Origin of the sequence: Parabacteroides chinchillae (assembly GCF_900108035.1) — a bacterium.
Taxonomy (GTDB): Bacteria; Bacteroidota; Bacteroidia; order Bacteroidales; family Tannerellaceae; genus Parabacteroides; species Parabacteroides chinchillae.
Genome location: NZ_FNVS01000014.1, coordinates 59,791 through 85,503 on the forward strand (window position 1 = coordinate 59,791; position 25,713 = coordinate 85,503).

General features: G+C 38.5%; 22 protein-coding genes. 4 read left to right on the forward strand and 18 right to left on the reverse strand.

Annotation, left to right across the window (positions count from 1 at the left end):
• Positions 1-8: 8 nt before the first annotated feature.
• From fusA to tig, 14 genes are all read right to left on the reverse strand, one after another.
• The gene (gene fusA, locus C4S38_RS11710; protein ID WP_103983867.1) at positions 9-2,138 is read right to left on the reverse strand and encodes an elongation factor G; all 2,130 of its coding nucleotides are present in this window, start codon (positions 2,136-2,138) and stop codon (positions 9-11) included.
• A gap of 28 nt (positions 2,139-2,166) precedes the next feature.
• Positions 2,167-2,643: a 30S ribosomal protein S7 gene (gene rpsG, locus C4S38_RS11715; RefSeq protein WP_099463573.1), complete on the reverse strand. Its 477-nt coding sequence runs from the start codon at positions 2,641-2,643 to the stop codon at positions 2,167-2,169.
• Between the two features lie 148 nt (positions 2,644-2,791).
• Positions 2,792-3,193, reverse strand: a complete 402-nt coding sequence (gene rpsL / locus C4S38_RS11720) for a 30S ribosomal protein S12 (RefSeq protein WP_099463574.1) — start codon at positions 3,191-3,193, stop codon at positions 2,792-2,794.
• Positions 3,194-4,258: 1,065 nt separating this feature from the next.
• Entirely contained in the window at positions 4,259-6,100 is a 1,842-nt protein-coding gene (mutL, locus tag C4S38_RS11725; RefSeq protein WP_103983904.1) for a DNA mismatch repair endonuclease MutL, read from the reverse strand.
• Complete coding sequence (locus C4S38_RS11730) at positions 6,097-6,402, reverse strand: hypothetical protein (protein ID WP_099463578.1); 306 nt, start codon at positions 6,400-6,402, stop codon at positions 6,097-6,099. Before C4S38_RS11730 ends, mutL begins: the two co-directional genes overlap by 4 nt.
• A 30-nt stretch (positions 6,403-6,432) precedes the next feature.
• Entirely contained in the window at positions 6,433-7,968 is a 1,536-nt protein-coding gene (locus C4S38_RS11735; protein ID WP_394340851.1) for an OstA-like protein, read from the reverse strand.
• 38 nt (positions 7,969-8,006) lie between these two features.
• Entirely contained in the window at positions 8,007-9,371 is a 1,365-nt protein-coding gene (locus tag C4S38_RS11740; protein WP_103983905.1) for a peptidylprolyl isomerase, read from the reverse strand.
• A 16-nt stretch (positions 9,372-9,387) separates the two neighbouring features.
• The gene (locus C4S38_RS11745) at positions 9,388-10,248 is read right to left on the reverse strand and encodes a hypothetical protein (protein WP_099463580.1); all 861 of its coding nucleotides are present in this window, start codon (positions 10,246-10,248) and stop codon (positions 9,388-9,390) included.
• A gap of 11 nt (positions 10,249-10,259) precedes the next feature.
• A complete protein-coding gene (locus C4S38_RS11750) occupies positions 10,260-11,846 on the reverse strand; it encodes a peptidylprolyl isomerase (protein WP_103983869.1) in 1,587 nt (528 codons plus the stop codon).
• 109 nt (positions 11,847-11,955) lie between these two features.
• Positions 11,956-13,431: an IMP dehydrogenase gene (guaB, locus tag C4S38_RS11755; protein WP_103983870.1), complete on the reverse strand. Its 1,476-nt coding sequence runs from the start codon at positions 13,429-13,431 to the stop codon at positions 11,956-11,958.
• 129 nt (positions 13,432-13,560) lie between these two features.
• Entirely contained in the window at positions 13,561-15,741 is a 2,181-nt protein-coding gene (gene recQ, locus C4S38_RS11760; protein WP_103983871.1) for a DNA helicase RecQ, read from the reverse strand.
• A gap of 32 nt (positions 15,742-15,773) precedes the next feature.
• Positions 15,774-17,006, reverse strand: coding sequence for an ATP-dependent Clp protease ATP-binding subunit ClpX (gene clpX / locus C4S38_RS11765; RefSeq protein WP_103983906.1), 1,233 nt, complete (start codon positions 17,004-17,006; stop codon positions 15,774-15,776).
• Between the two features lie 62 nt (positions 17,007-17,068).
• Positions 17,069-17,731 (reverse strand): ATP-dependent Clp endopeptidase proteolytic subunit ClpP, encoded by a 663-nt coding sequence (gene clpP, locus C4S38_RS11770; RefSeq protein WP_103983872.1) that lies wholly within the window; start codon positions 17,729-17,731, stop codon positions 17,069-17,071.
• A 191-nt stretch (positions 17,732-17,922) separates the two neighbouring features.
• Positions 17,923-19,275: a trigger factor gene (gene tig / locus C4S38_RS11775; RefSeq protein WP_103983873.1), complete on the reverse strand. Its 1,353-nt coding sequence runs from the start codon at positions 19,273-19,275 to the stop codon at positions 17,923-17,925.
• A 353-nt stretch (positions 19,276-19,628) separates the two neighbouring features.
• Here tig and C4S38_RS11780 point away from each other — a divergent pair, with 353 nt between their 5' ends.
• Both C4S38_RS11780 and C4S38_RS11785 read left to right on the forward strand, forming a co-directional pair.
• The gene (locus C4S38_RS11780) at positions 19,629-19,874 is read left to right on the forward strand and encodes an RNA recognition motif domain-containing protein (protein WP_099463587.1); all 246 of its coding nucleotides are present in this window, start codon (positions 19,629-19,631) and stop codon (positions 19,872-19,874) included.
• A 68-nt stretch (positions 19,875-19,942) separates the two neighbouring features.
• Positions 19,943-20,842 carry a CPBP family intramembrane glutamic endopeptidase gene (locus tag C4S38_RS11785; RefSeq protein WP_103983907.1) on the forward strand — a complete coding sequence of 300 codons (900 nt, stop codon included), beginning with the start codon at positions 19,943-19,945 and terminating at the stop codon, positions 20,840-20,842.
• Between the two features lie 82 nt (positions 20,843-20,924).
• Here the strand turns inward: C4S38_RS11785 and lptB are convergent, their stop codons facing one another.
• Positions 20,925-21,677, reverse strand: a complete 753-nt coding sequence (gene lptB, locus C4S38_RS11790; protein WP_099463588.1) for an LPS export ABC transporter ATP-binding protein — start codon at positions 21,675-21,677, stop codon at positions 20,925-20,927.
• A 191-nt stretch (positions 21,678-21,868) separates the two neighbouring features.
• Here lptB and C4S38_RS11795 point away from each other — a divergent pair, with 191 nt between their 5' ends.
• Both C4S38_RS11795 and C4S38_RS11800 read left to right on the forward strand, forming a co-directional pair.
• A complete protein-coding gene (locus C4S38_RS11795) occupies positions 21,869-22,615 on the forward strand; it encodes an MlaE family ABC transporter permease (protein ID WP_099463589.1) in 747 nt (248 codons plus the stop codon).
• A gap of 1 nt (position 22,616) precedes the next feature.
• Positions 22,617-23,387: an ABC transporter ATP-binding protein gene (locus C4S38_RS11800; protein WP_103983874.1), complete on the forward strand. Its 771-nt coding sequence runs from the start codon at positions 22,617-22,619 to the stop codon at positions 23,385-23,387.
• A gap of 146 nt (positions 23,388-23,533) precedes the next feature.
• Here the strand turns inward: C4S38_RS11800 and metK are convergent, their stop codons facing one another.
• The 3 genes from metK to C4S38_RS11815 form a co-directional block, all read right to left on the reverse strand.
• On the reverse strand, positions 23,534-24,823 hold the full coding sequence (metK, locus tag C4S38_RS11805; RefSeq protein WP_103983875.1) for a methionine adenosyltransferase: 1,290 nt from the start codon (positions 24,821-24,823) through the stop codon (positions 23,534-23,536).
• 183 nt (positions 24,824-25,006) lie between these two features.
• Complete coding sequence (locus tag C4S38_RS11810) at positions 25,007-25,435, reverse strand: copper resistance protein NlpE (RefSeq protein WP_099463592.1); 429 nt, start codon at positions 25,433-25,435, stop codon at positions 25,007-25,009.
• A 90-nt stretch (positions 25,436-25,525) separates the two neighbouring features.
• Positions 25,526-25,711, reverse strand: a complete 186-nt coding sequence (locus C4S38_RS11815; protein WP_099463593.1) for a hypothetical protein — start codon at positions 25,709-25,711, stop codon at positions 25,526-25,528.
• Positions 25,712-25,713: the final 2 nt, after the last annotated feature.

Below are 25,713 nucleotides of genomic sequence, written 5' to 3' on the forward strand. Positions count from 1 at the left end.
TTTCTAAATTATTTGATCAAATCAGCACGACCTTGAACTTCTGTCAACACTTGTTTAGCGATAGAAGAAGATACCTGAGCATAATGTGAGAACTGCATAGAAGAAGTTGCACGACCCGAAGTAATAGTACGCAAAGCTGTTACATAACCAAATGTTTCAGCCAATGGAACTTTAGCTTTTACAATACGGGCACCTGTACGGCTAGACTCCATACCTTCTACCTGGCCACGACGTTTATTCAAGTCGCCAATCACATCACCCATGCTTTCTTCTGGAGTCACAACTTCCATCTGCATAATCGGTTCCATCAAAGCAGGACCGGCCTTTTCTGAAGCATTCTTGAATGCCTGAATAGCTGCAATTTCAAATGACAACTGATCAGAGTCAACCGGGTGGAAAGAACCATCAATCAAAGTAACCTTCAATTTATCCAGCGGATAACCAGCAAGAATACCGTTCTTCATAGCCTTTTCGAAACCTTTCTGAACAGAAGGGATAAACTCTTTAGGAATGTTACCACCTTTTACTTCATCAACAAACTGCAAAGTTCCTTCAAAGTCGGCAGGAGCCGGTTCAACACGAACAATAATATCAGCGAACTTACCACGACCACCGGATTGCTTCTTGTAAACTTCACGAAGTTCAACAGATTTTGTGATAGCTTCTTTATAAGTAACCTGAGGTTTACCTTGATTACATTCAACTTTAAATTCACGACGCAAACGGTCGATAATGATATCCAAGTGAAGCTCACCCATACCACTAATTACAGTTTGGCCTGTTTCTTCGTTAGTCTGAACACGGAATGTAGGATCCTCTTCAGCCAACTTACCTAAGCCTATGCCCAACTTATCTAAGTCTTTCTGAGTTTTAGGCTCTACAGCAACACCGATAACCGGATCCGGGAATTCCATAGATTCCAGTGTAATCGGATGTGCTTCATCACACAGTGTATCACCAGTACGGATATCTTTGAAACCAACACCTGCACCTATATCACCACAACCGATAGCTTCCATCGGATTCTGTTTATTTGAATGCATCTGGAACAAGCGGGAAATACGTTCCTTCTTATCTGAACGAGAGTTGTAAACATAAGAACCAGCCTGCAAAGAACCTGAGTAAACACGGAAGAAACACAAACGACCTACATACGGGTCTGTTGCGATCTTAAATGCAAGAGCTGTCATCGGTTCTTCAAACAGAGGTTTGCGAACGATCACTTTCTCGGGATCTTTAGGATCTGTACCTTCAATAGCTTCTGTATCTGCAGGGCTAGGCAAGTATGCACAAACAGCATTCAGCAATGTCTGAACACCCTTATTCTTAAATGAAGAACCACAAATCATCGGATTGATCTGCATAGCGATTGTACCTTTACGGATAGCTTTTTTAATTTCCTCTTCAGTAATTGTAGAAGGATCATCAAAATATTTTTCCATCAAAGCATCATCGCATTCCGCCAAAGTTTCAAGCATTTTTTCTCTCCACTCCTCCGCTTCTGCCATTAAATTTGCAGGTATTTCTTCTGTTGTATATTCAGCACCCATAGTTTCATCGTGCCAGAAAATAGCCTTCATTGTGATAAGATCCACAACACCCTGGAATTTTTCTTCTGATCCGATAGGAATCTGAATAGGACAAGGATTTGCACCTAATACATCTTTTACCTGACGAACAACTTCAAAGAAGTTTGCGCCGGAACGGTCCATTTTATTAACGTAACCAATTCTAGGTACATTATATTTATCAGCTTGACGCCATACAGTTTCAGACTGAGGTTCAACACCACCTACAGCACAGAAAGCAGCAACGGCACCATCCAGAATACGTAATGAACGCTCTACTTCAACAGTAAAGTCTACGTGCCCCGGAGTGTCAATCAAGTTAATTTTATACTTGTCATTATTGTAATTCCAGAAAGTAGTAGTAGCAGCAGAAGTAATGGTAATACCACGTTCCTGCTCCTGCTCCATCCAGTCCATAGTAGCAGCACCGTCATGAACCTCACCAATTTTGTGAGTCAGACCTGTGTAGAAAAGAATACGCTCTGAAGTCGTAGTCTTTCCCGCATCGATGTGCGCCATGATACCGATGTTTCTGGTATATTTTAATTGTTCGTCAGCTTTTGTTGCCATCTTTTTTATTGTCTCCTTAAATTGCTAATTAAAATCTGAAGTGAGCGAATGCACGGTTAGCTTCAGCCATACGATGCATATCTTCTTTTCTTTTGAATGCGCCACCCTGGTTATTGAAAGCATCTACAATCTCTGCAGACAACTTATCAGACATCGTCTTACCACCACGCTTACGAGCGAACAGGATAAGATTTTTCATTGAAATGGATTCTTTACGATCCGGGCGGATTTCTGTAGGCACCTGGAATGTTGCACCACCGACACGGCGAGATTTAACCTCTACCTGGGGAGTAATATTATCGAGCGCAGCTTTCCAAATCTCGAGAGAGGATTTTTCTTCGTTAGGCAATTTGGCCTTTACGTTTTCCAACGCAGAATAAAAAATTTCGAAGGCAGTATTCTTCTTGCCATCATACATCAAATGGTTTACGAATCTCGTAACCTTTACATCACCGAAAACAGGATCCGGCAGGATCTGTCTTTTCTTTGGTTTTGCTTTTCTCATTTTGTTTCAAAAATTTCGATCTTGTTTTTGGTTGCCTCTTTTATCGTCTTCAACGGTTCCGCTGAACCATTTACTCAACCTAGCCTATCCAAATAACTAAAACCAGCTTTAATACTTAATTTAATTTCTCAGTCTGGAAGGTTATTAATTACTTCTTCCCTTTTGCTGCTGCCTGACCTGGTTTAGGACGTTTAGCTCCGTATTTAGAACGACGCTGAGTACGACCATTCACGCCAGCTGTATCCAAAGTACCGCGAACAATATGGTAACGTACACCAGGAAGGTCTTTTACACGACCGCCACGAACCAACACGATTGAGTGTTCCTGCAAGTTATGTCCTTCTCCCGGAATGTAAGAGTTTACTTCTTTACCATTTGTCAAACGTACTCTCGCTACTTTACGCATTGCAGAGTTAGGTTTTTTAGGGGTTGTAGTATACACACGTACACATACGCCACGTCTCTGAGGACATGAATCCAATGCGGGTGATTTACCTTTAACCACCAAAGTTTCCCTTCCTTTTCTAACTAATTGCTGAATTGTAGGCATTTCTTTTCTTTTTTTAAACTTTGAATGTGTTATTATTTAATTATCTCTTTTTTCAAATTTTGAGCTGCAAAGATATACATTTTAATTCGGACTATCAATTAGTTGCCACACTTTTTGCATATAATCTGCGCTAAAAACGGTGCAAAGTTACGTATTTGTTCCCGTTCTACAAGTTAAGACCTTTAAGTATTTATACATAATTAACAATTAAAACAGAACTTATTCAGTATTACAGAACATTATAGCAGCAATTTTATTTGTACCGGACTTTTTTTAATCGCCTACCCTTTGTCGTTTAATTGTCTACCTTATTCAATTTAGTAGCTTACCTAAAAAGTATCAGATCATAGTCTCAATAAAGGGATGTTTAAGGATTCACTTTGTCTCCTTCTGTCACTTTCTTCAGAGGAGGGGGTATTCCAAAATGTGAAAAATTATCTATAGACATTCCACACAAGTATACAATTTACTAATATAGATAATATTACAACACACAAACGCGTTTTTCAAACTCCTAAAACAGTCAATGCGGATTTCATTTTAACACTTCCGCAAACACTTTCCCTGATGCCTGAATAAGCTGTTTATTGCATGTATATGGCGTAGAAATTCCAGAAAGAGATTTGGCTAAAGCCATAAAAGAACAGGCTCTATCGGCCATCCATAGAGGGAGCGTTGCTCCCTTGTTAGCGGCATCAGCGGCCGGGCGTTAAACGCAGGTAAAGATGCAGCAACGAAACCAGCGGTTGTCTGAGCGAAGCGAATTCCGCTGGTTCAGCGAAGTCTTTTGCCGGAGTAGCCCGGACGGTGTAGCCTTGACCTTTTGGTTACTTTTGGGTCAAGCCAAAAGTAATAAAAAAGTGTTCGCGGGAAGCACTAAAGCGTCACAGGTGTGATTTCGAGATAATGGTGTAATGATATGTGAAACAATAATATATAACCAAATTTAGATCGTTTTGCAATTTGGGGATAAGCCCCGAAGATGGTGACAGAAGGTGACAAAGTGGAGTCGGCAAACATGCGCAAGACAAACACCTATACCAACTACAATAGAGTAAAACAAACTTATTTAAAACGTTTCTCTAATTCATCATCTGTAAGCATTGATATGATCGTCTTGCCATCTGGTGTAAGATTAGACTCCGGAGAAGAAAAAAGTGTGGCAATCAAATGATCCATTTCTTCATTTGAAAGCGACTTACCCGGACGGATAGCAGCTGCTTTAGCCAAAGACAATGCTATTGTCTTACGGATCTCTTCTTTTATCTCCGAACCGACTTCTATAGCACGGTCTACAATATCCCGTAATAGAGTCAATGGGGCTACATTCTCCAATCCGGAAGGAAGCCCATTAATGGCATAACTATCGTTTCCCAAATTACTCAGATCAAACCCTATCGAATGAAGATCATCTAATAAAGTAGGCAATATTGCAGCCTCGGCTACTGAAAATTCAATAATTTCCGGAAATAGCACCTGCTGAGACGCCCCTTTTTGTTGACGTAAATTATCCAAATACCGATCAAACAGAATACGTACATGCGCCCTATGCTGGTCAATTAATGCTAAGCCAGATTTCAAAGAAGTTATAATATACCTTCCCTTGTATTGGTAACAAGGATTGGATGTTTCGGCAAACATCTTATCCGAAACGTTTGTTTCAATTAACTCCTCTTGTGGAAATTCATTAAGAGAGGTCTGTTCGAGTTGTACTGAAGCCCGGTCTTCTTCAAAACCTTTATACAATTTAGCCCAATCAAATTCCGACCTCTTATATGAGGACGAAGATGTTTCAAAAGGATTATAACCGGAGTTTACCTGAATTTGAGGAGCTTTAAAATTTGTGTTTTCCTGTACCGGATTATATACGGGAATATCTATTGCATCTTCCACATCAAAATCAATTGAAGGAATAGCACTTGATTTAGCCAAAGACTCACGTGTAGCTGCCATCAGGATTTGCCAAATAGGCTGCTCATTCTCAAATTTTATTTCTGTTTTAGTAGGATGTATATTTACGTCTATAGTAGCCGGATCTAAAGTGAAATAAACAAAATAATTCGGCATTTCTCCTACCGGAATCAACTGGTCATAAGCTTGCATTATCGCTTTATGAAAATAAGGATGTTTCATAAAGCGCCCGTTCACAAAGAAATATTGAAGCGCGCCTCGTTTTTTGGCAGAATCCGGTCGTCCCACAAAACCCGAAATTGTAACCAATGAACTATCTGCTTCCAGGGTAAGCAACTTCTGGTTCAACGCTTTTCCGTATATATTAATAATACGTTGACGAAGACCCGAAACTGGTAAATTATATATTTCGGTATCATTATGATGCAATGATAAAGACACTTGCGGATTAACCAATGCTATACGTTCAAATTCCGTAATGATATTACGAAATTCCGTTTCATTGGACTTTAAGAACTTCCTGCGCGCCGGGACATTAAAGAACAGGTTTTTTACAGAAAAGATACAACCTTCATTACAAGCGTCGGCCTCGGATTCCTGCACGACGGACCCAGCTAAAACCAAACGTGTACCTAATTCAGAGCCACGCATTCTTGTCCGTAATTCTACATGGGAAACAGCTGCTATAGAGGCAAGAGCCTCACCGCGGAATCCCATAGTATGGAGCGAAAAAAGATCATCTGCCGTAGTTATTTTGGAAGTGGCATGCCGCTCAAAAGCCATTCTGGCATCTGTTTCCGACATCCCTTTCCCATCATCTACAACTTGTATCAGGGTTCTACCTGCATCCTTTATGTTTACCTGGACATTAGCAGCTCCGGCATCTATCGCATTTTCAACCAATTCTTTAACAACAGAAGCCGGACGTTGGATAACTTCGCCGGCTGCTATCTGATTTGCAATGCTATCGGGGAGCAAATGTATTATATCACTCATTGCCAAAACAAAAACCAAAACAAGGCAGCCAATACAGCTAAGGCTACCAGCAGTTTTACATTCCTATATTTCAAACTCCGAGAATCGACTCCTTTGTCCATGCTCTTTTTCAAATGGGAAGTGCCTTCAACAAAACTGCCCTTTATCTGCGGCTTATATTCCTCAAGAGGTTCTTCCATTCCCATTTCACGTTTGATTTTACTCACACGTTCTTGCATAGCCTCTCTGTGAGGATCCCAATAAATAGGCTTATGTTCAAACTGACGCGGTTTACGCACATTATAAAATGAGAAAAGTGCCATGTTTAATTGAATTACATTGTGAAAACTTCGCTAATGTACAAATTTATTATTTCTTCTGGGTGCTTCATTAACTTTTCTTTTCACCACCTGATAAATATCATCCTTGTTTTTAGGGCGGATATAATCAAACCAATAGAAATCTTTTAATGTTTTTTGATCAGGTTTCAGGTCCGGAATCGGGGTAAGCGTACCCTGAGATGCTGGTGTTAATTTCAACCTTTCCAATTTATTATCTTTTACCCATATAGTTATAAAGCCGCTTTGGGTCTGGTTCATTCCCACCATAGCTCCATCACTCTCCAGAGGATAAAAAATAGATTCCGCATTCCCTGCAACATCTATTTGCCGGACAGCCTGCCCTTCAAAACAAGCTTTCAGGTCATTCCCTTTCAATTGGTTATAATAAGAAGAATCGACATATTGAACCGCAAACGCAAATTGTCTCACGTGTGCATAGTCAATTGTACTGTCGTTCATATAAATCAGAATCGTATCTCCGTATATCTGGTACTGCTCATTCCACAAAATCGGATCATTATACATATATAATACAGAATCACGCGTATTAAACTGCATGGAATCACAGACACCCTGCATATCGGTACGGTAAAAACGAACACCGTAATATGCTTTAATCTCACGGTAGACGGAATCTATTGTTGCCATTTGCAACGTATCGGCATGTAAATATAATGTATCACCCTGCGAATATTCCAGCATCCGAGCACTATCTGTAGCGAAAGCATATCCGGTCGTTTCATTATAATAACCATATTGGCCTTCCAGAGTAATCTTCTTTATCGTATCCTGCAAACTCATATTTCCGAAAACTTCACCAAAGCCGATTTCGCGATTATAAGCAATTGAATCTCCCGTTAAAATCCGGTCACCTGAAACAACCTGGGAATTATCCAACAGCAAAGAGGTGTTATTTACCGTATCATACCAACCAAGGGAAGAATAAATAGTACCACTATCCGATACTATAACAGACGGGCCTAATATTGTAGCAATTTTAGACATTGTATTATAATGCAGTGTATCCGAATAAAGTGTAAACTGAGGGTTTTCCAGACGTACACTATCATTAAAAACGGCAAGTTTCGTAGCCGGTGAATATTGTCCGTAAAAAGAGGATAATTGATTCAGGGAATCTACAATCATCCCTCCCTCAAAGTAATAGCCTATATCCGGAATACGTTCATAATTAAGACTGTCGGTAAACAACGTGACCTGCCCGTTTTCCATACGGACATTATCGCGCAGATAAGCAATTTCCGTATTTCCATTATAGAACAGATAATCTCCATAGACAAACAGGGTATCTCCCTGTTCCATTCTAACGTTGCTAAATGCTTCCAGCGAATTAGTTGATTCAAAGAAGTAAGCACTATCGCAATACATATACGAACTATCATGGCGGAAGCATACATCACCAACCAGCACCTGAGCATCGGCATTCACCTCTTTATCATACGATAAAGTATTAGTATGCTCCAAAAAAACCTTGGTCGTTTTAGGAGGAATACTATCACTTGCCTGTGCAAAAACACAGACAGTGAACATACATAGCAAATGTATTAATAATAACTTAGTAAATAGTTTCATTCTTTAATCCATCCCGGATAGCGGAAATCGCAATTCCTCCATCCGTCGCTAATACGGATATAAGTTGTTTTTTGTTTCTTCGCAATCCAGTCATTCAAAAGTTCTTCACGTTTCCGTCCTTCCACGATTGCTTTTAATGCCTGGTAGTCATCCGACAAGTTTGCTTTGTGGCCTTCCACACGGGCTTTCAGTTTTACAATAGCAACAACATCTTTTTGCTTATTTGTAATCATCGTAAACGGTTTTGATATATCACCCACCTTCATATTATATACAATCTTACCTATTTCCTGCGGCAATTCCTGCATCTCGAATTTAGGCGTACTGACATGATCACTTTCATAATTCTGATTTACCATCAATCCCTTATTATTCCGGGTATCCTTATCATAAGATACAAACGTTGCAGCATCTTCAAACGAGAATTTATTATCCTGTAAATCATTATATAAAGAATCCATACGAGCCATTGTTTCATTCAATTCTTTATCCGACACTTTTGGTTTTAACAAAATATGGCGGCAATTAATACGGTCTCCGCGTTTTTCAATCAATTGGATAATATGATAACCATATTCTGTCTGCACAATCTGAGATACACGTTTCGGATCTGTCAGGTTAAATGCCACATTTGCAAATTCTGGGGCTAACATACCTTTTCCCATAAAACCTAATTCACCACCACGTTTTGCCGATTCCGGATCTTCAGAATATAAACGTGCTAATGTAGAAAACTCCATTTTTCCGCTTGTTACCTGTTCTGTAAAATCACGCAAACGGGCTTTGATAGCATCCGTCTCTTCAAAAGGAATTTTAGGTTCCATTGTAATTATCTGTACTTCTACCGTCGTAGGGATATTTGGCAGGCTATCTTTCGACAACTGGTTATAATACTTACGAACTTCAGAGGGTGTCAACTTAATTTCACCAACTAATTGATGTTGCATCTGCTGCACGATCTGCTGCTCACGAACCATTTCTTTACGTTCGTCTTTAATCTGCGAATATTTTTTATTAAAATATTCTTCCAGTTTTTCCCTTGATCCAATCTGATTTACAGCAAAATTCATCCATTGGTCTACTTGCTGAATAATTTGTGATTCGCTAACTTCTATACTATCTATTTTTGCCTGATTCAAGTATAGTTTATCAATAGCCATCCTTTCCGGAATCACACAATAGGGATCACCGTCCAGACGCTGTCCTTCATTTGCCAAATACAAACGCTGGGCTTCGACGTCAGAACGTAAAATCGCATCATCTCCTACCACCCACACAATTTCATCAATAACATTGTCTTGCGCCATCGCTGCACAAGTCCAACAGGCAAGAAAAAATACTACTAAAAACTTTTTCATCATGTCTACCGTTTTATAATCATTTATCAGAGCCGTCATAAAATTTGACATCGCCGCCTCTGATAGCATCGTTATATAATTCGTCTTCAAATTTTTTCAAAAAATCTACTTTTCGTCGATTAATCAACATCTCGGTAATCTGAGGGGTTGCATAATCATAAGGAGCCACACTTCCCACTGAAAGGTATTCCTTAATATTCAACAGATAACAATAGCTACTATCAGAAACCTCCACGAACTTATTTACTTTCAAATAATCAGCCGAGTTAGCCACATGAACAGGTATATTATCCATCACTTCATCAAAGTCGACCCATTTGTCGTAAAAGTAATCATAAATTACAGCATTCTGCACACTATACTTCTCTATTTTTTCCAATGAAGCCTCAGAAGTTGATTTATACCAGCTTTTCACATCGGATATTCCCGGCGCATCTTGTGGTATTTTCAGGAACAGACCTTTAATAAGGCTCTTATCCAAAATAAATTTCTGTTGGTTCTCCTCGTAATAACTTAACTTATCTGTTTCGGGAATATTTGCAGATAAGCGTTCATTCACCAACTGTTCCAAATAACGATAACGAACCAAAGAACTACGATACTCATCCACCAATTTATCTACAGCATCTTTATCATCACCCAAATTACGTAGAGCCACATCATAAACCAAGGCATCTTTTACCCATTTTTTTATATAACTCTCCGCCAACAACAAACTATCTTCCGACGTCGCACTTTTGGGAATAAGACTCGTTACTTCCGAACGTTTCAGCGTACGATCCTTCACTCTTACCAATACATCCGTATCATCCATCGGCTGTGTTCCCTTACATGCACACAGCAAAGATACAAACGCTATAAAAATGAAGCTATATTTCATCGATTTATATTTTATTTCTTGACCTTATTTATCAATTTCCAGTTAATTACAACCGGATATTTCTCATTCAGGCTTTTTATCCACTGTTTTTCCAACATTTTCTGTTCGTTAACAGGCTTTGTCCAAATCTCCCGGTTACTTACATCAAATAATAATATACCATCTCTATATTCCTGCATCAAATGATCAAACTCAGGATGTTTTAGCGACAAATTCCCGCGCTCTGCCGTTGTCACAATATCACGAACAAAAAGATTATAAACATCTTGCATAAAGTCGCCGGCATAGATTTTTGTAGAAAAAGGACAACGTTGGATATAATAAGCAAATTCACTTTGCGGAAAATCAATACCGTTTACGTGGAACAAGGTCTTATTCATCTGCTTCGCCTTTTCATAAAAGGAGGCATCTGTAGGGAAATGATCATTGCATAATGCCTGCAACTCTGCATAAGCTTCAGGGTAAAAAACATAACCATATTCTTTTTTCATACGGTCATCAAAAACCTTATATAATTCAAAATTACGCTCTCCTTGTCCCATAGCACGCACCAACTTTTTCTTTTCGGCTTCAAACGGAGATCTGTCTAGCTTTTCTATCAGTTTTATTATATGATAACCAAAAGGCGTTTTCACCAAACCGGACAATTGTCCCGGGGTGGTTAAGGCAAATGCTGCATCCTCGAAAGAATCAACCATCTCACCGGGCCCGGTTATTGGTAATTCTCCTCCTTTCTGCGCAGAAGCAGTATCATCCGAATACTGTTTTGCAAGCTCTGCAAAGTCTGCTCCGTTCTTTGCTTTTTGATAAACCTCCTGTGCCCTTTCCAATACCTCAGATTGACTATTAGCAACCGTGTCTTTTGGAAAAGCGATCAATATGTGTGCTATATGAATTCTTCCCCGGTTTGCCCTACGGTTATGTATTTTAATCAAATGAAATCCCATATTCGTACGGACAGGTCTGGAAATTGCACCAACCGGCATTGAATAAGCTACATTTTCAAACGCTTTCAATGTTTGCATCGGCAATAAACAATGCACATATTCATAATGAATATTATCGTTCTCCTGTCCATTTATTTCTTTGCCGACAACATCAAAATCTTCTCCTTTACTAATCCGGTTATATACCTGCAAGGCTTTATTATAAACATCAACCGTATCTTTAGAAACAATATTACCTTTCAAACGAAATAGTATATGACTCAACTCAAGCTCTTCATTTCCGCGATTATAGACTTCACGGGCAACAGCTTCTTCTGCATCTTTGTCTGATAAATAACTTGCAATAAGCTGTGTACGATAACCGTCAAGCTCTTCTTTAAAAGCATCTGTTTTATCTAACTCCAAATTTTCCGCTTCTGCTACTTTTAATTTGAAGTTTTTAAATAATTCAACATACGCCTTTACAGATTTGCTGTCTGATAAATCGACCTCCTTATTCTTCTCTGCTATAAAAACAAATTCCGATAAAGGTATTTGTTTGCCGGCTATGGTCATTACCACAGAATCCGGAAGAGTCTGTGCTTTTCCCGTGTAGCAAGCAAATATCAAAGATAATACAAGTAACTTTTTCATCAAAAACTCTTTTACCATACTGCTATTATACATTACAAAAATAACACTAATCTAACGGTTGCCGGCTAAGAAAAGTATGCTATACCATTAAATTAGTGTTTTTTATAAAATACAAGGCATGAATTTACTATTCTCCGCGACTATAATTCGGAGCTTCCCGGGTAATCGCAACATCGTGCGGATGACTTTCCAACACTCCCGCATTTGTAATACGGGTGAATTTTGCATGATGCAATTCTTCTATATTATGAGCTCCGCAATATCCCATTCCGGCACGCAAACCACCTACCATCTGATAGATAACTTCATAAAGCAATCCCTTATAAGGGACACGGGCTGCAATACCTTCGGGCACTAATTTCTTTACATCATCTTCCACATCCTGGAAATAACGATCTTTCGAACCTTTTTGCATAGCTTCCAACGATCCCATTCCACGATAAGATTTAAACTTACGCCCGTTAAACAAAATAGTTTCTCCCGGAGACTCTTCTACGCCAGCCAACAAAGATCCCATCATTACAGAAGACCCTCCGGCTGCAATTGCCTTCACAATATCTCCGGAATAACGCAAGCCACCATCTGCAATTAAGGGCACGTCTGTTCCTTGCAACACTTTAGCCACATCATAAATAGCGGATAATTGCGGCACGCCCACTCCCGCTATCACGCGTGTCGTACAAATAGAACCAGGACCGATACCAACTTTCACCGCATCAGCTCCCGCATCTACCAAATACTTGGCAGCTTCGCCTGTTGCGATATTACCAACCACACAATCAATATTGGAATAACGCGCCTTTATCTGCCTCAAAACATCTACCACGCCTTTTGAATGTCCATGCGCCGTATCAATTACTAAAGCATCAGCACCAGCTTCAACCAAAGCTTCCACACGTTCAAATGTATTGAAAGTAACCCCAACCCCGGCAGCAACACGAAGACGGCCTTTAGCATCTTTACATGCTTGCGGTTTGTTTTTTGCACGTGTAATATCTTTATACGTAATCAGACCTATCAATTTATTATGATTGTCAACAACCGGTAGTTTTTCAATCTTATGTTGCTGAAGTATCTGAGCTGCCGTTTCCAAATTAGTCGATTGATCAGCCACCACTAAATTATCTTTAGTCATCACCTCTTCAATCGAACGATCCATGTCTTTTTCAAAACGCAAATCACGGTTTGTTACAATACCTACCAAATAACCGCTTTCGTCAACAACAGGTATTCCTCCAATCTTATATTCTGCCATTATTGCCAATGCATCGGCAACATGCTTTCCTTTGGTTATGGTAACAGGATCATAAATCATACCATTCTCTGCGCGTTTCACACTCTGAATCTGCTTTGCCTGCTCTGCAATAGTCATATTCTTATGAATCACACCAATACCTCCCTCGCGGGCTATAGCAATAGCCATCTTAGCTTCGGTTACCGTATCCATCGCCGCCGAAACCATTGGTATATTCAATACAATATTACGTGAAAACTTTGTCGTGAGATCGACATTCCGTGGAAGAACTTCCGAATAAGCAGGGATTAACAACACATCGTCAAACGTTAATCCATCCATAACAACCCTGTCTGCAATAAATGACATAGAATTTATGCTTTAAAAAATTATTGCGTGCAAATATACAAACTTTTGGCGGATCAAAAAAACATTCCTTTCGGAAGAAATCAAAAATTCATCCGAAAGGAATTCCAAACTATCTTTTCAAACAGGTATTTAATTTGCCATCTCCGAAAGGAATTTAATACGAACCAAGCGTATTTCTTCTTCCGTATAATCACCGCCCAATTCTTCTATAGCATCTTCCAGAGCATCAGTTTCCGAGTCTTTGAAGTATTCATAAATATCTTCAATATGATCTTCGTCCATAACGTCATTCAAGAAATAATCTATATTAATACGTGTCCCCGAATAGACTATAGCTTCTATTTCATCCAGCAATTCACTAAATTCCAAACCATTAGTCATTGCAATTTCATCCAGGGCAACTTTACGATCTATACGTTGAATAATAGAAACCTTTAATTTGGACTTATTGGCCACCGTGCGTACACGTAAATCTTCAGGTCTTTCTATCTCATTTTCCTCTACATGTTTCTTAATTAATTCGACAAACTCTTTACCATAACGTTTTGCCTTGCCAGCTCCTACACCCGGGATATTCTGCAACTCATCCAACGTAACCGGATAGGTCGTAGCCATTGCTTCCAACGACGGGTCCTGAAAAATAACAAAAGGAGGAACTTCCAGTTTTTTAGAAAGTTTTTTTCGCAAATCTTTCATCATCGAATAAAGAACAGGGTCTACAGCACAAGATGCACCGCCACGTACGGGAACTTCTTCCTCTTCTTCTTCAAATTCATTATCTTTTGTAATCTTAAACGAAACCGGTTTTTCTACAAATCCCTTCCCCTTATCGGATATTTTCAACAGACCGTAGTTTTCAATATCTTTTATCAGATAACCAGCTATTAATGCCTGGCGTATTACAGCATTCCACGTTTTTTCATCTTCATCCTGACCGGAGCCGAAAACATCCAATTCATTATGTTTATACGACTGAATTTCAGACGTCTCGTTTCCTACCAACATGTTTACAATATATTCTGTCTTAAACTTTTCTTTTAATGTACTAACTACTTCCAGCACAGCACTCAACAATTCCTTCGCTTCCACTTGTTTCTTAGGATTCAAACAATTATCACAACTACCACAATTATCTTCCAAAAACTCTTCCCCGAAATAATGTAATAATACTTTTCTACGACATACCGATGTTTCCGCATAAGCTGCAGTTTCAAGTAATAGCTGGCGTCCTATTTCTTGTTCGGCAACAGGCTTACCCTGCATAAACTTTTCAAGTTTTTGCAAATCTTTATATGCATAAAAAGCTATACAATGGCCTTCACCGCCATCACGGCCTGCACGCCCGGTTTCCTGATAATAACCTTCAAGACTTTTAGGTATGTCGTAATGAATTACATAACGTACATCCGGCTTATCTATTCCCATACCGAAGGCTATGGTTGCCACAATAACATCTACTTTTTCCATAAGGAATGCATCCTGATTAGTAGAACGCAATTGCGAATCCATTCCGGCATGATAAGGAAGAGCCTTAACTCCATTTGCTTTCAATATATCGGCAAATTCTTCTACTTTCTTACGGCTTAAACAATATACAATACCGGATTTACCTTCGTTGGATTTTATATATTTAATAATGTCACGGTCTATATTCGTACCTTTAGGACGAATTTCATAATACAAGTTAGGACGATTAAATGATGATTTAAATACTGTAGCATCAATCATACCCAGATTTTTCTGAATATCATGTTGCACTTTTGGCGTAGCTGTAGCAGTAAGAGCTATAAGCGGACGTTTACCAATTTCATTTATGATAGGACGTATCCGCCTGTATTCCGGACGGAAATCGTGCCCCCATTCAGAAATACAGTGTGCCTCGTCTACTGCATAAAATGATATTTTAACCTGCCGTAAAAATTCTACATTTTCATCTTTTGTCAAAGATTCCGGGGCAACATACAACAGCTTTGTACGTCCCGACAAAATATCATTTTTAACCTGGTCAATCGAAGATTTATTTAAAGAGGAATTGATGAAATGCGCAACCCCGTCTTCTTCGCTAAAGTTACGCATAGCATCTACCTGATTTTTCATCAGTGCTATCAAAGGTGAAATTACAATTGCCGTTCCATCCATTAATAAAGAAGGCAATTGGTAACATAAAGATTTTCCACCTCCGGTCGGCATTAGTACAAACGTATCATTTCCAGCCAGTACATTTTCAATAATAGCTTTCTGGTTTCCTTTAAAGGTATCAAACCCAAAGTATTTTTTCAGTTCTTCAGTTAAATTATCCTTCTTCGCCATACCTTGTAATATTTTAAACAGACCGTTCTAAATCATGCAACCTGTAAACGGTTTACATCCGATTTCTCAAATTTTTCTTTTGCATACTCAAGAGTTACATGCAATTCTTTTTTATTTTCAGATGGCATACTGTACATGGCATCCATCATGACGGCCTCTACAATTGAACGTAATCCACGAGCTCCCAATTTAAACTCTAAAGCTTTATCCACGATATACTCATAAACGGACTCATCAAAGGTAAGCTTTATATCATCCATTTCAAACAATTTAATATATTGTTTTATTATAGAATTTTTAGGCTCTGTAAGAATATTCCGTAGCGTATTTCGGTCCAAAGGATTCAAATAAGTCAAAATAGGCAAACGCCCGATTATTTCGGGTATTAAGCCAAATGACTTCAAATCTGTAGGAGTAATGTATTTCAGCAGATTATTCTTATCTACTGCCGCAGTATCTTTACTTGCAGCATAACCAACCACACGAGTATTTAAACGCTGTGCGATCTTCTTTTCTATGCCATCAAAAGCTCCGCCACAAATAAATAAAATATTTTTTGTATCAACAGCAATCATCTTCTGTTCCGGGTGTTTACGCCCACCCTGAGGAGGAACATTTACAATAGAACCTTCCAATAATTTCAATAAACCTTGCTGCACTCCTTCCCCGCTAACATCGCGCGTAATTGAAGGATTGTCCCCTTTACGGGCAATTTTATCTATTTCATCAATAAATACAATTCCTCTCTGAGCAGCTTCTACGTCATAATCGGCAGCTTGCAAAAGACGGGTTAAAATACTTTCTATATCTTCTCCAACATAACCCGCTTCGGTAAGCACCGTTGCATCTACTATAGAAAACGGAACGTGAAGTAATTTGGCAATAGTGCGTGCCAACAGTGTTTTCCCAGTACCCGTTGCACCCACCATTATTATATTAGATTTTTCAATCTCTACATCGTCCGGATTTATTTTCTGCAACAAACGCTTATAATGATTATATACAGATACTGACAAATAGCGTTTAGCTTCATCCTGGCCTATTACATATTGGTCAAGAAAAGTCTTTATATCTTCCGGTTTCGGCAAATCTTTCTGGTTCAATCCAAAAGAGGTTTTACTAGCCGGCATCTGTTCTTTCACAATTTCATAAGCTTGTTTTACGCAATTATCGCATATAGCACCCGATATACCATTTATTAACAAATCTACTTCCCGGGAACTACGCCCGCAAAACGTACAAGTATCGCCTGTTGGTTTGGCCATATATATTCCTTTCTTATAATATGAAGACAAGGCCTGCTTCCAAGCCTTGTCTTTTTAGTTTATTATTTACGAACAAGAATTTCATCAATCATACCATATTCCTTTGCCTCGGCAGCAGTCATCCAAAAGTCGCGATCACCATCACGTTCAACTTCTTCGAATGACTTACCCGAATGCTCAGAAATGATTGTATACAATTCATTCTTCACTTTCAAGATTTCGCGAGCCGTTATTTCTATATCAGATGCCTGCCCCTGAACACCTCCTAACGGTTGATGGATCATCACACGAGAATGTTTCAAAGCAAAACGTTTTCCTTTCTTTCCCGCAACCAGCAACACAGAGGCCATAGATGCTGCTATTCCCGTGCAGATAGTAGAAACATCTGAACTGATAAACTGCATTGTATCATAAATTCCGTATCCCGCATAAACAGAACCACCAGGAGAATTAATATAAATAGATATATCCTTTCCCGGATCACTGGAATCAAGATACAATAGTTGTGCCTGAATCACATTAGCTGTATAATCGTCGACCTGTGTACCTAAAAAGATAATACGATCCATCATCAAACGTGAAAAAACATCCATCTGAGCAACATTTAGCTGACGTTCTTCAATAATTGTCGGCGAAATATAACTACTGGAGATATTCATATAGCTATCAAGAGCCGTACCGCTCATTCCCAAATGCTTCGTAGCATATTTTCTAAAATCTTCCATATTTCTCTATTGTATAATTATTTCCGAGAAGACATAAAAAGGGATTCCTCTCAAGACTTAACGGAAAAACAAAGTTATAAATAAATTTCTGAAAGAAACAACTTATTTGTTGTCCGCTAAGATATTTTTAGAGAGAAATCCCCTTTTTTCAAGAAACAGGCTAATTTGCAAAAGCCCTTATTTTTCCTTTTTTATTCAAAAAGTTTATTGAATTCGTCAGCCGAAATTTCTTTAATTTCCAGATCGACCTGTTCTTTCAAGCATGCAGCCAGCTTTTCTTCCATAGCACGTTCTGCAATATTCTGCATAGTCTGCTGATTTTTCAACATATCCTTCGCATAATTGTCCAGCATTTCTTCAGGAACAGAAAGCATGCCATATTGAGCGAACTGGGCTTTCGCTACACGTTTAGCAAAGTTTTCAATATCCTCACGCTCTACATTCAGGTTATACTTTTTCACTAAAGCATCTTTGATAAAGTGATATTTCAAATCCTCTTTAATTTTCGGATAATCTTCTTCAATAGCTTCCGGTGTATTCTTTTCGTTTGCAACAAGCAACCAACGTTTTACCAAATCATCCGCAATTTCCATTTCACCTGCTTTTGCAGACAACAACTCGCGGGCGTCTGTCAGGAATTTAAAGTTGCTCTGAGGATCAAACTGTTCGGCCAAGGCTTCTTTAATTTTATTTTTAAACTCTTCTTCGTTAGTAACAGCACCTTCACCGAAGACTTTATCGAATAACTCCTGATTCAGTTCTGCATTTTTATGACGTGTCACTTCCTTAATTTCAAAGCTGAAATCACCGGTATGGTTAGCAACATCTTCTTTTCCAATCTTCAGGAACGAAGAGATTTCGGCTTCCGCACCTTCATAAGCCTTATTAGGGTTAAATACAACTACCGAATTAACCTTTGAACCAATAAATTTAGCCTTTTCTGCTTCATCTTTCATATATGATGGCATCAAAACTGCATCTTCCACAACGATACCGCCTTCTTTCGGAGCCCCGTTTTCCAGTTCCGCAACAGTACCCTTCACCAAATCTCTTTCTTCAACTTCTTCGGCCTGGTCATAAGAACCGAAATGAGAAGTATAAGATTCTACCTGCTTATTCAGCATATCATCATCAATAGCAACCTGATAGTATACTAATTTATCATTTTTGTCTAATTCAATATTAAATGCAGGAGCAAAAGCAACATCAAAGCAGAACTCGAAATCTTCATCCTTATCAAAATCAATATCTTTTTGTTCCGTCATGCTTGATAATGGTTCTCCCAGAACAGCCAAATTATTTTCACGGATATATTTGAAAAGATTCTCAGATACAATTTTGTTAATCTCTTCTATTAAAACGTGTTTACCATACATTTTTTTTACCATACCGACCGGAACCATACCTTTGCGGAATCCTGGTACATTAGCTTTCTGACGGAGCTTACGCAAATTTCCTTCAACCTGACTTTCGTAGTCAGCTTTCACTATTTCTAATTTTATAATACCACTCAGGGCATCATTGTTTTTCAGCGAAATGTTCATTCTGGATTATTTATTTAATTAATATACTGTATCAAAAATTTAGGGTGCAAAATTAGATTTATTCTTTCAATATCGCAAATAGTTAACCTAATTTGTTTCAGCACAATTAAAAAAGTATCTATTTCCACATTTTATTTTCAAATAAATAGTTGTTTATCTAAAATATTTGTATTCCTTTGTAGCGTGAAAGGAAATTTACCTTGAACGTACATAACATTGTTTTTTATTTCTGCATCTACTTGTTGATTTTTCCGCATTTACTTGTCGAATAAATTATCTCATTGTTACGAAATTCCGGTTTAATAACACTTTCATTTAAGTAACAATTTTATTTTTTTTAATTTTCTATTTTTATGAACATTTACATTGGAAACCTGAACTATCGTGTTCGGGAAGATGATTTGAAACAAGTAATGGAAGAATACGGTGCAGTTGATTCTGTAAAGATTATCAAGGACCGTGAAACTGGCAAGTCTAAAGGTTTTGCTTTTGTTGAAATGCCGGATGATTCTGCAGCAAAAAAAGCTATCGAAGAATTAAACGAAGCTGAATTCGAAGGTCGCCAGATGGTTGTTAAAGAAGCCAGACCCAGAATGTAATCAGTTCTTCCTAAAAAAATAAAAACTTCTGTCTATCTTTGGGCAGAAGTTTTTTTATGCCCGAAAATATGAATTTAAAAGGTTTTTACGCCGGCAAACCGGCCTTGTTCCAAATTTTCTTACTATTGCTTTTTATGCTGGCCGGAGGATTTATATCTTCTGTTTTAGGTATGGGAGTCTTATTCCTTACCCATGGAGTAAAGGCTGATATATACCAGTATCCCGGTATAATGCGAACATTGCAATTTCTTTCTTCCATCGGAATGTTCCTTTTTCCGGCAATTGCCGTAGCCTGGACGTGCAGTAACAGACCTTCCTGGTATTTGTCAATAAAAAAGACACCGAACGTTCGAATCATGCTATTGATACTTATCAGCATGTATCTGTTTTCACCCACGATTACGCTCACAGGCGTATTAAACAAACAAATGGAATTGCCTTCTATTTTGGCTCCCATAGAAAATTGGATGAGAACACAAGAGGATGCAGCCGAACACATGACAGAGTTATTATTATCAGAAGGAGGAATACTTACTTTGCTTTCCAATCTGATTGTTATAGCAGTAACAGCAGCCATAACAGAAGAGTTCCTTTTTCGCGGAACCATACAGAGAATAATCGGCAAATGGAGCCCCAACCACCACATAATAATATGGAGTGCCGCATTTATTTTCAGCGCATTCCATATGCAGTTCTTCGGATTCATACCACGTCTGTTATTAGGTGCCTATTTCGGTTACTTGCTTTATTGGAGTAAATGTATCTGGATACCTGTTTTTGCCCATTTTGTAAACAATGCAACAGCAGTTATAGGCATGTCGAACAGCCGGTGGAAAAATCTGGAATTGGTTTCCGGTGATATTTCAGATGCTCATTTATTATCTTTCGCAAGCATGGCTTTTGTCACGCTGATATCCTTTATCATATTAAATAAATATATCCGGAAAGAATTAATAAAAGGCAATTGATTCAATACAAAAACATCCCGATGATTTGATTAAATCATCGGGATGTTTTTGCAAAATGATCAGGATCAAATTCTCCTACTATTCATAAGTCCTTTTTCCGCAAAACAAAATCTTTACCCAGGTATTTTTCACGGACAATTTCGTTTTCGGCCAACTGTTCCGCACTCCCCTGGAACAACACCTTACCCTCAAACAACAAATAAGCCCGGTCGCAAATACTCAGTGTTTCATATACATTATGGTCTGTAATCAAAATACCGATATTCTTATGCTTTAATTTTGCTACAATAGTTTGAATATCCTGTACAGCAATAGGGTCTACACCTGCAAAAGGTTCATCCAACATAATAAACTTCGGATTAATGGCAAGACAGCGCGCTATCTCTGCACGGCGGCGTTCTCCTCCCGAAAGTTGGTCTCCCAAATTCTTCCGTACCTTATTCAAACCAAATTCGGCAATCAAACTTTCAAGTTTTTCTTTCTGGTATTCGGCAGTCGTGTCTGTCATCTCTAGTACGGAACGAATATTATCTTCAACCGTCATTTTCCGGAAGATAGAAGCTTCCTGGGCTAAATAGCCAATCCCATTGCGGGCACGCTTATAAACCGGGAATTTCGTTATCTCCATATCATTCAAAAAGATTTTGCCTTCATTAGGAGTAACCAATCCTACTGTCATATAAAACGTAGTTGTCTTGCCTGCCCCATTAGGCCCTAACAAACCAACAATCTCTCCCTGTTTCACATTAATGGAAACATGGTTTACTACCGTACGTGTCCTATATTTTTTCACCAAATCCTCCGTCCGGAGAATCATTTGTTCTTCTTCTGACATACCTTAAATCTTTGGCACAAAGAAACAGAATAAATCAGTTACAAGCAAGAAAGAGACAGACAATTCATATTCTGCAAAAAGCTTAGCTCCGATTTATATTTAATTCAAACCAGAAGTATCAAGTAAGAAATGAACCGTTGTTGCCATATTTGCGTTATATTTGCAGACTGTAATTGAATAGCAATCAGATAATGAATAAAGCATTACATAGAGTGGGTGAATACACCCAATTAATGATGAAAAGTATTACCATACCTGACAGGTGGAGTATGTTTTTCAAACAGTTGATAAAAGAGGTTTACAAGCTGGGAGTTGATTCGCTATGGATTGTAATTATTATATCCATTTTTATCGGCACCGTTATAGCCATTCAGATATCATTAAATATCAGCTCGCCATTAATTCCTAAATTTACCATTGGTTATACAACACGTGAAATCATATTACTGGAGTTTTCTTCCTCCATCATGTGTTTGATTCTGGCAGGCAAAGTAGGTAGTAATATCGCATCGGAAATAGGGACAATGCGTGTCACCGAACAAATCGATGCTATGGAAATTATGGGGGTTAACTCTGCAAACTTCCTGATTCTTCCTAAAATGATTGGTCTAATGATCTTCATCCCCGTTTTAGTTATCTTCAGTATGTTTACCGGTATCCTGGGAGGTATTGCTGCCAGCTACTCAACAGGGACAGGGATGACTCCCGCATCTTTCGAATATGGATTGCAATTTTATTTCAACGAATTTTATATTTGGTATTCTATTATCAAATCCGTAGTTTACGCTTTCATCATTTCATCCATAGCTGCTTACTTCGGTTATTATGTGAAAGGCGGAGCACTGGAAGTCGGTAAAGCCAGCACAAATGCAGTAGTAATGAGTAGTATTATGATCCTGCTTGCCGACGTAATATTAACCCATTTAATGCTAACATAAGATGATTGAAGTAAAAAATATAACAAAGTCTTTTGACGGGCGTGTTGTACTCCATGATATTAATACGGTCTTTGAAGACGGCAAAACGAACCTGATTATAGGTCGGAGCGGCTCGGGAAAGACTGTTCTTATCAAAAACATCATCGGACTGATGAAACCGGATAAGGGAGAAATATTGTATGACGGACGCAACCTGCTTACAATGAATAAGCACGAACTGAATATGCTCCGCCGCGAAATGGGTATGCTCTTTCAGGGTTCCGCATTGTTTGACAGCATGACCGTCCTGGAAAATGTTATGTTTCCACTCGATATGTTTTCCAATGATTCTGCAAAAGAGCGCCAAAAACGAGCTCAATTTTGTTTGGATCGCGTAAATCTGTCGGAAGCCGGGCATCTGTTCCCATCCGAAATTAGTGGAGGTATGATGAAACGTGCCGCCATAGCACGTGCCATAGCCCTGAACCCTAAATATTTGTTTTGTGACGAACCAAACTCAGGTCTGGACCCAAAGACATCATTGATTATTGATGATCTGATTCACGACATTACAGTTGAATATAAGATGACAACTATCATTAATACACATGATATGAACTCCGTAATGAATATTGGAGAAAATATTATTTTCATAAAAGAAGGAGTAAAAGAATGGCAGGGAACGAAAGAACAAGTAATCACGTCCAGTAATAAAGCTCTGAATGATTTTATTTTCGCATCCGATTTATTCCGGAAAGTAAAGGAAATAGAAATGCAGCACGAAGAAGGATGACAAACAGATTGCCATATTATTAGGTACATACCAAGTCTTATAATACAAGTTAAAGCATTTATTTCCCTATTTTTCAAAAGAAAAGCCGTTATCGCATACATAAAGCATACGAAAACGGCTTTTCATGAATTAAACAGGAAATATTCTTATTTCAAGCTAAATGCCTTCTTTACTTTGTCAACATAGTCTAGCTTTTCCCAAGTAAAAAGCTCAACTTCACAAGTAGTAGGCTTCGTGTTGTAACGAGACACAAATGTTTTCTTTACAACTTCAGGCTTACGTCCCATATGTCCATAAGATGCAGTTTCCAAATAAATCGGATTACGTAATTTCAAACGTTCCTCAATTGCCTTCGGACGCATATCAAATAAATCCCATATCTTAGCAGCGATCTCGCCATCAGTCATATTCACTTTGGCACGGCCAAATGTATTTACAAAGATATTCATAGGTTTTGCAACACCGATAGCATAAGATACCTGTACCAACATTTCATCGGCAACACCAGCTGCAACCATATTCTTTGCAATATGACGTGCTGCATAAGCAGCCGAACGGTCTACCTTCGAAGGGTCTTTTCCAGAGAAAGCACCACCACCGTGAGCACCTTTTCCACCATAAGTATCTACAATAATCTTACGGCCGGTTAAACCTGTATCGCCATGAGGGCCACCAATCACAAACTTTCCAGTTGGATTTACGTGGTAGATAATTTCATCACTAAACAAAGACTGGACATGAGCCGGATATTGAGCTTTAACACGTGGTACAAGAATATTTTTCACGTCGGCAGCAATCTTCTTTTGCATAGCAATATCGGCTTCTTCCTGTGAAATACCTTTAGGGCTGATGAACTCATCATGTTGCGTAGAAACTACAATTGTATCAATACGCAAAGGTTTGCCATTGTCGTCATATTCAATTGTAACCTGGCTCTTTGCATCCGGACGAAGATAAGGCATCAGATCCGGTTCATTTTTACGAATAGAAGCTAATTCCCACAACAGGCTGTGAGAAAGGTCTAATGCAAGAGGCATATAGTTTTCGGTTTCGTTTGTGGCATAACCAAACATCATACCTTGGTCTCCGGCGCCCTGATTATACGGATCTTCACGTTCCACGCCACGGTTAATATCACCGCTTTGTTCATGGATAGAAGAAAATACACCGCATGATTTAGCTTCAAACTGGTATTCGCTTTTCGTATAGCCGATCTTTTCAATCACGCCACGCGCTACTTCCTGCACATCTACATATGCACTTGATTTAACTTCTCCAGCCAAGACAACCTGCCCGGTTGTAACAAGGGTTTCGCAAGCAACTTTCGAGTTTTTGTCATAAGCCAAAAACTCATCAAGCAAAGCATCCGATATTTGATCGGCTACTTTATCGGGGTGTCCTTCAGACACCGATTCGGAGGTGAATAAATAACTCATTACTTCAATGATTAAATATGTATATTAGTAATGAATTGATTTAGGAGGAATTGTTTGCCGAACGGCTTAGAAAAGAGGTTTGTTTTTAGCATTTTTTCCTGTGGTTGCAAGCAATACAAATCTATCCACATCAATTCGGTTGCAAATATATACAAAATTTGTCAAACCTGGATATTTTAAGTTTTATTCTTTTGTTAAAATATAATGTTCGGCCAACGGACCTGTAATTTCTTTCTTATCACTGTCTAAACGGAACAGTTTATTTTCACCAACTTTATAATATTGATCACTATCACCATCGACTTTAAGGGTAAGCAGGTTTTTATCAAGTGTATATGTTCCTTTATCATCAAAAGTCCCATCTTTCCGGTCAATATATACAGAATGCAAAGTAAAGGTGTTATCCTTATTCAGCGTCAGAGTCGTCTCTATACCCGGACAATCCGCAGCAGGAAACGTACCGGTATAAACACCATCAACATCCAACGAATTCTCGGCATTATGCATATCTGCAACCGTTTCACTTTTCTTTTCTTCCTTATTTGTCTTTGAGCTGTTTACACAAGCCGTCATAAGAAAACAAGAACATAACAAAACAACAATCTTTTTCATACTCGATTCAATAATTAAACATTCACTTCTATTATTAAGAACACTATTTATATAAGTAAATGTTTTGGCAAACACACATTTACTTTCAGCCTATCCTCTGTTCTTTTTATTACGCATAGCTCTTTTATACTTATATTCCGCCTTCTTTTTTGCAGAGTCTGAGCCATGTGTACCCTTCAGGAAGTCCGAAAACTTAATCTTCTTACCATCTTTTGATGGTTCTTGTTTGGCCTTTTTAAAGACCATACCTTCTGTCAGTATTTTATTTATATCCATAT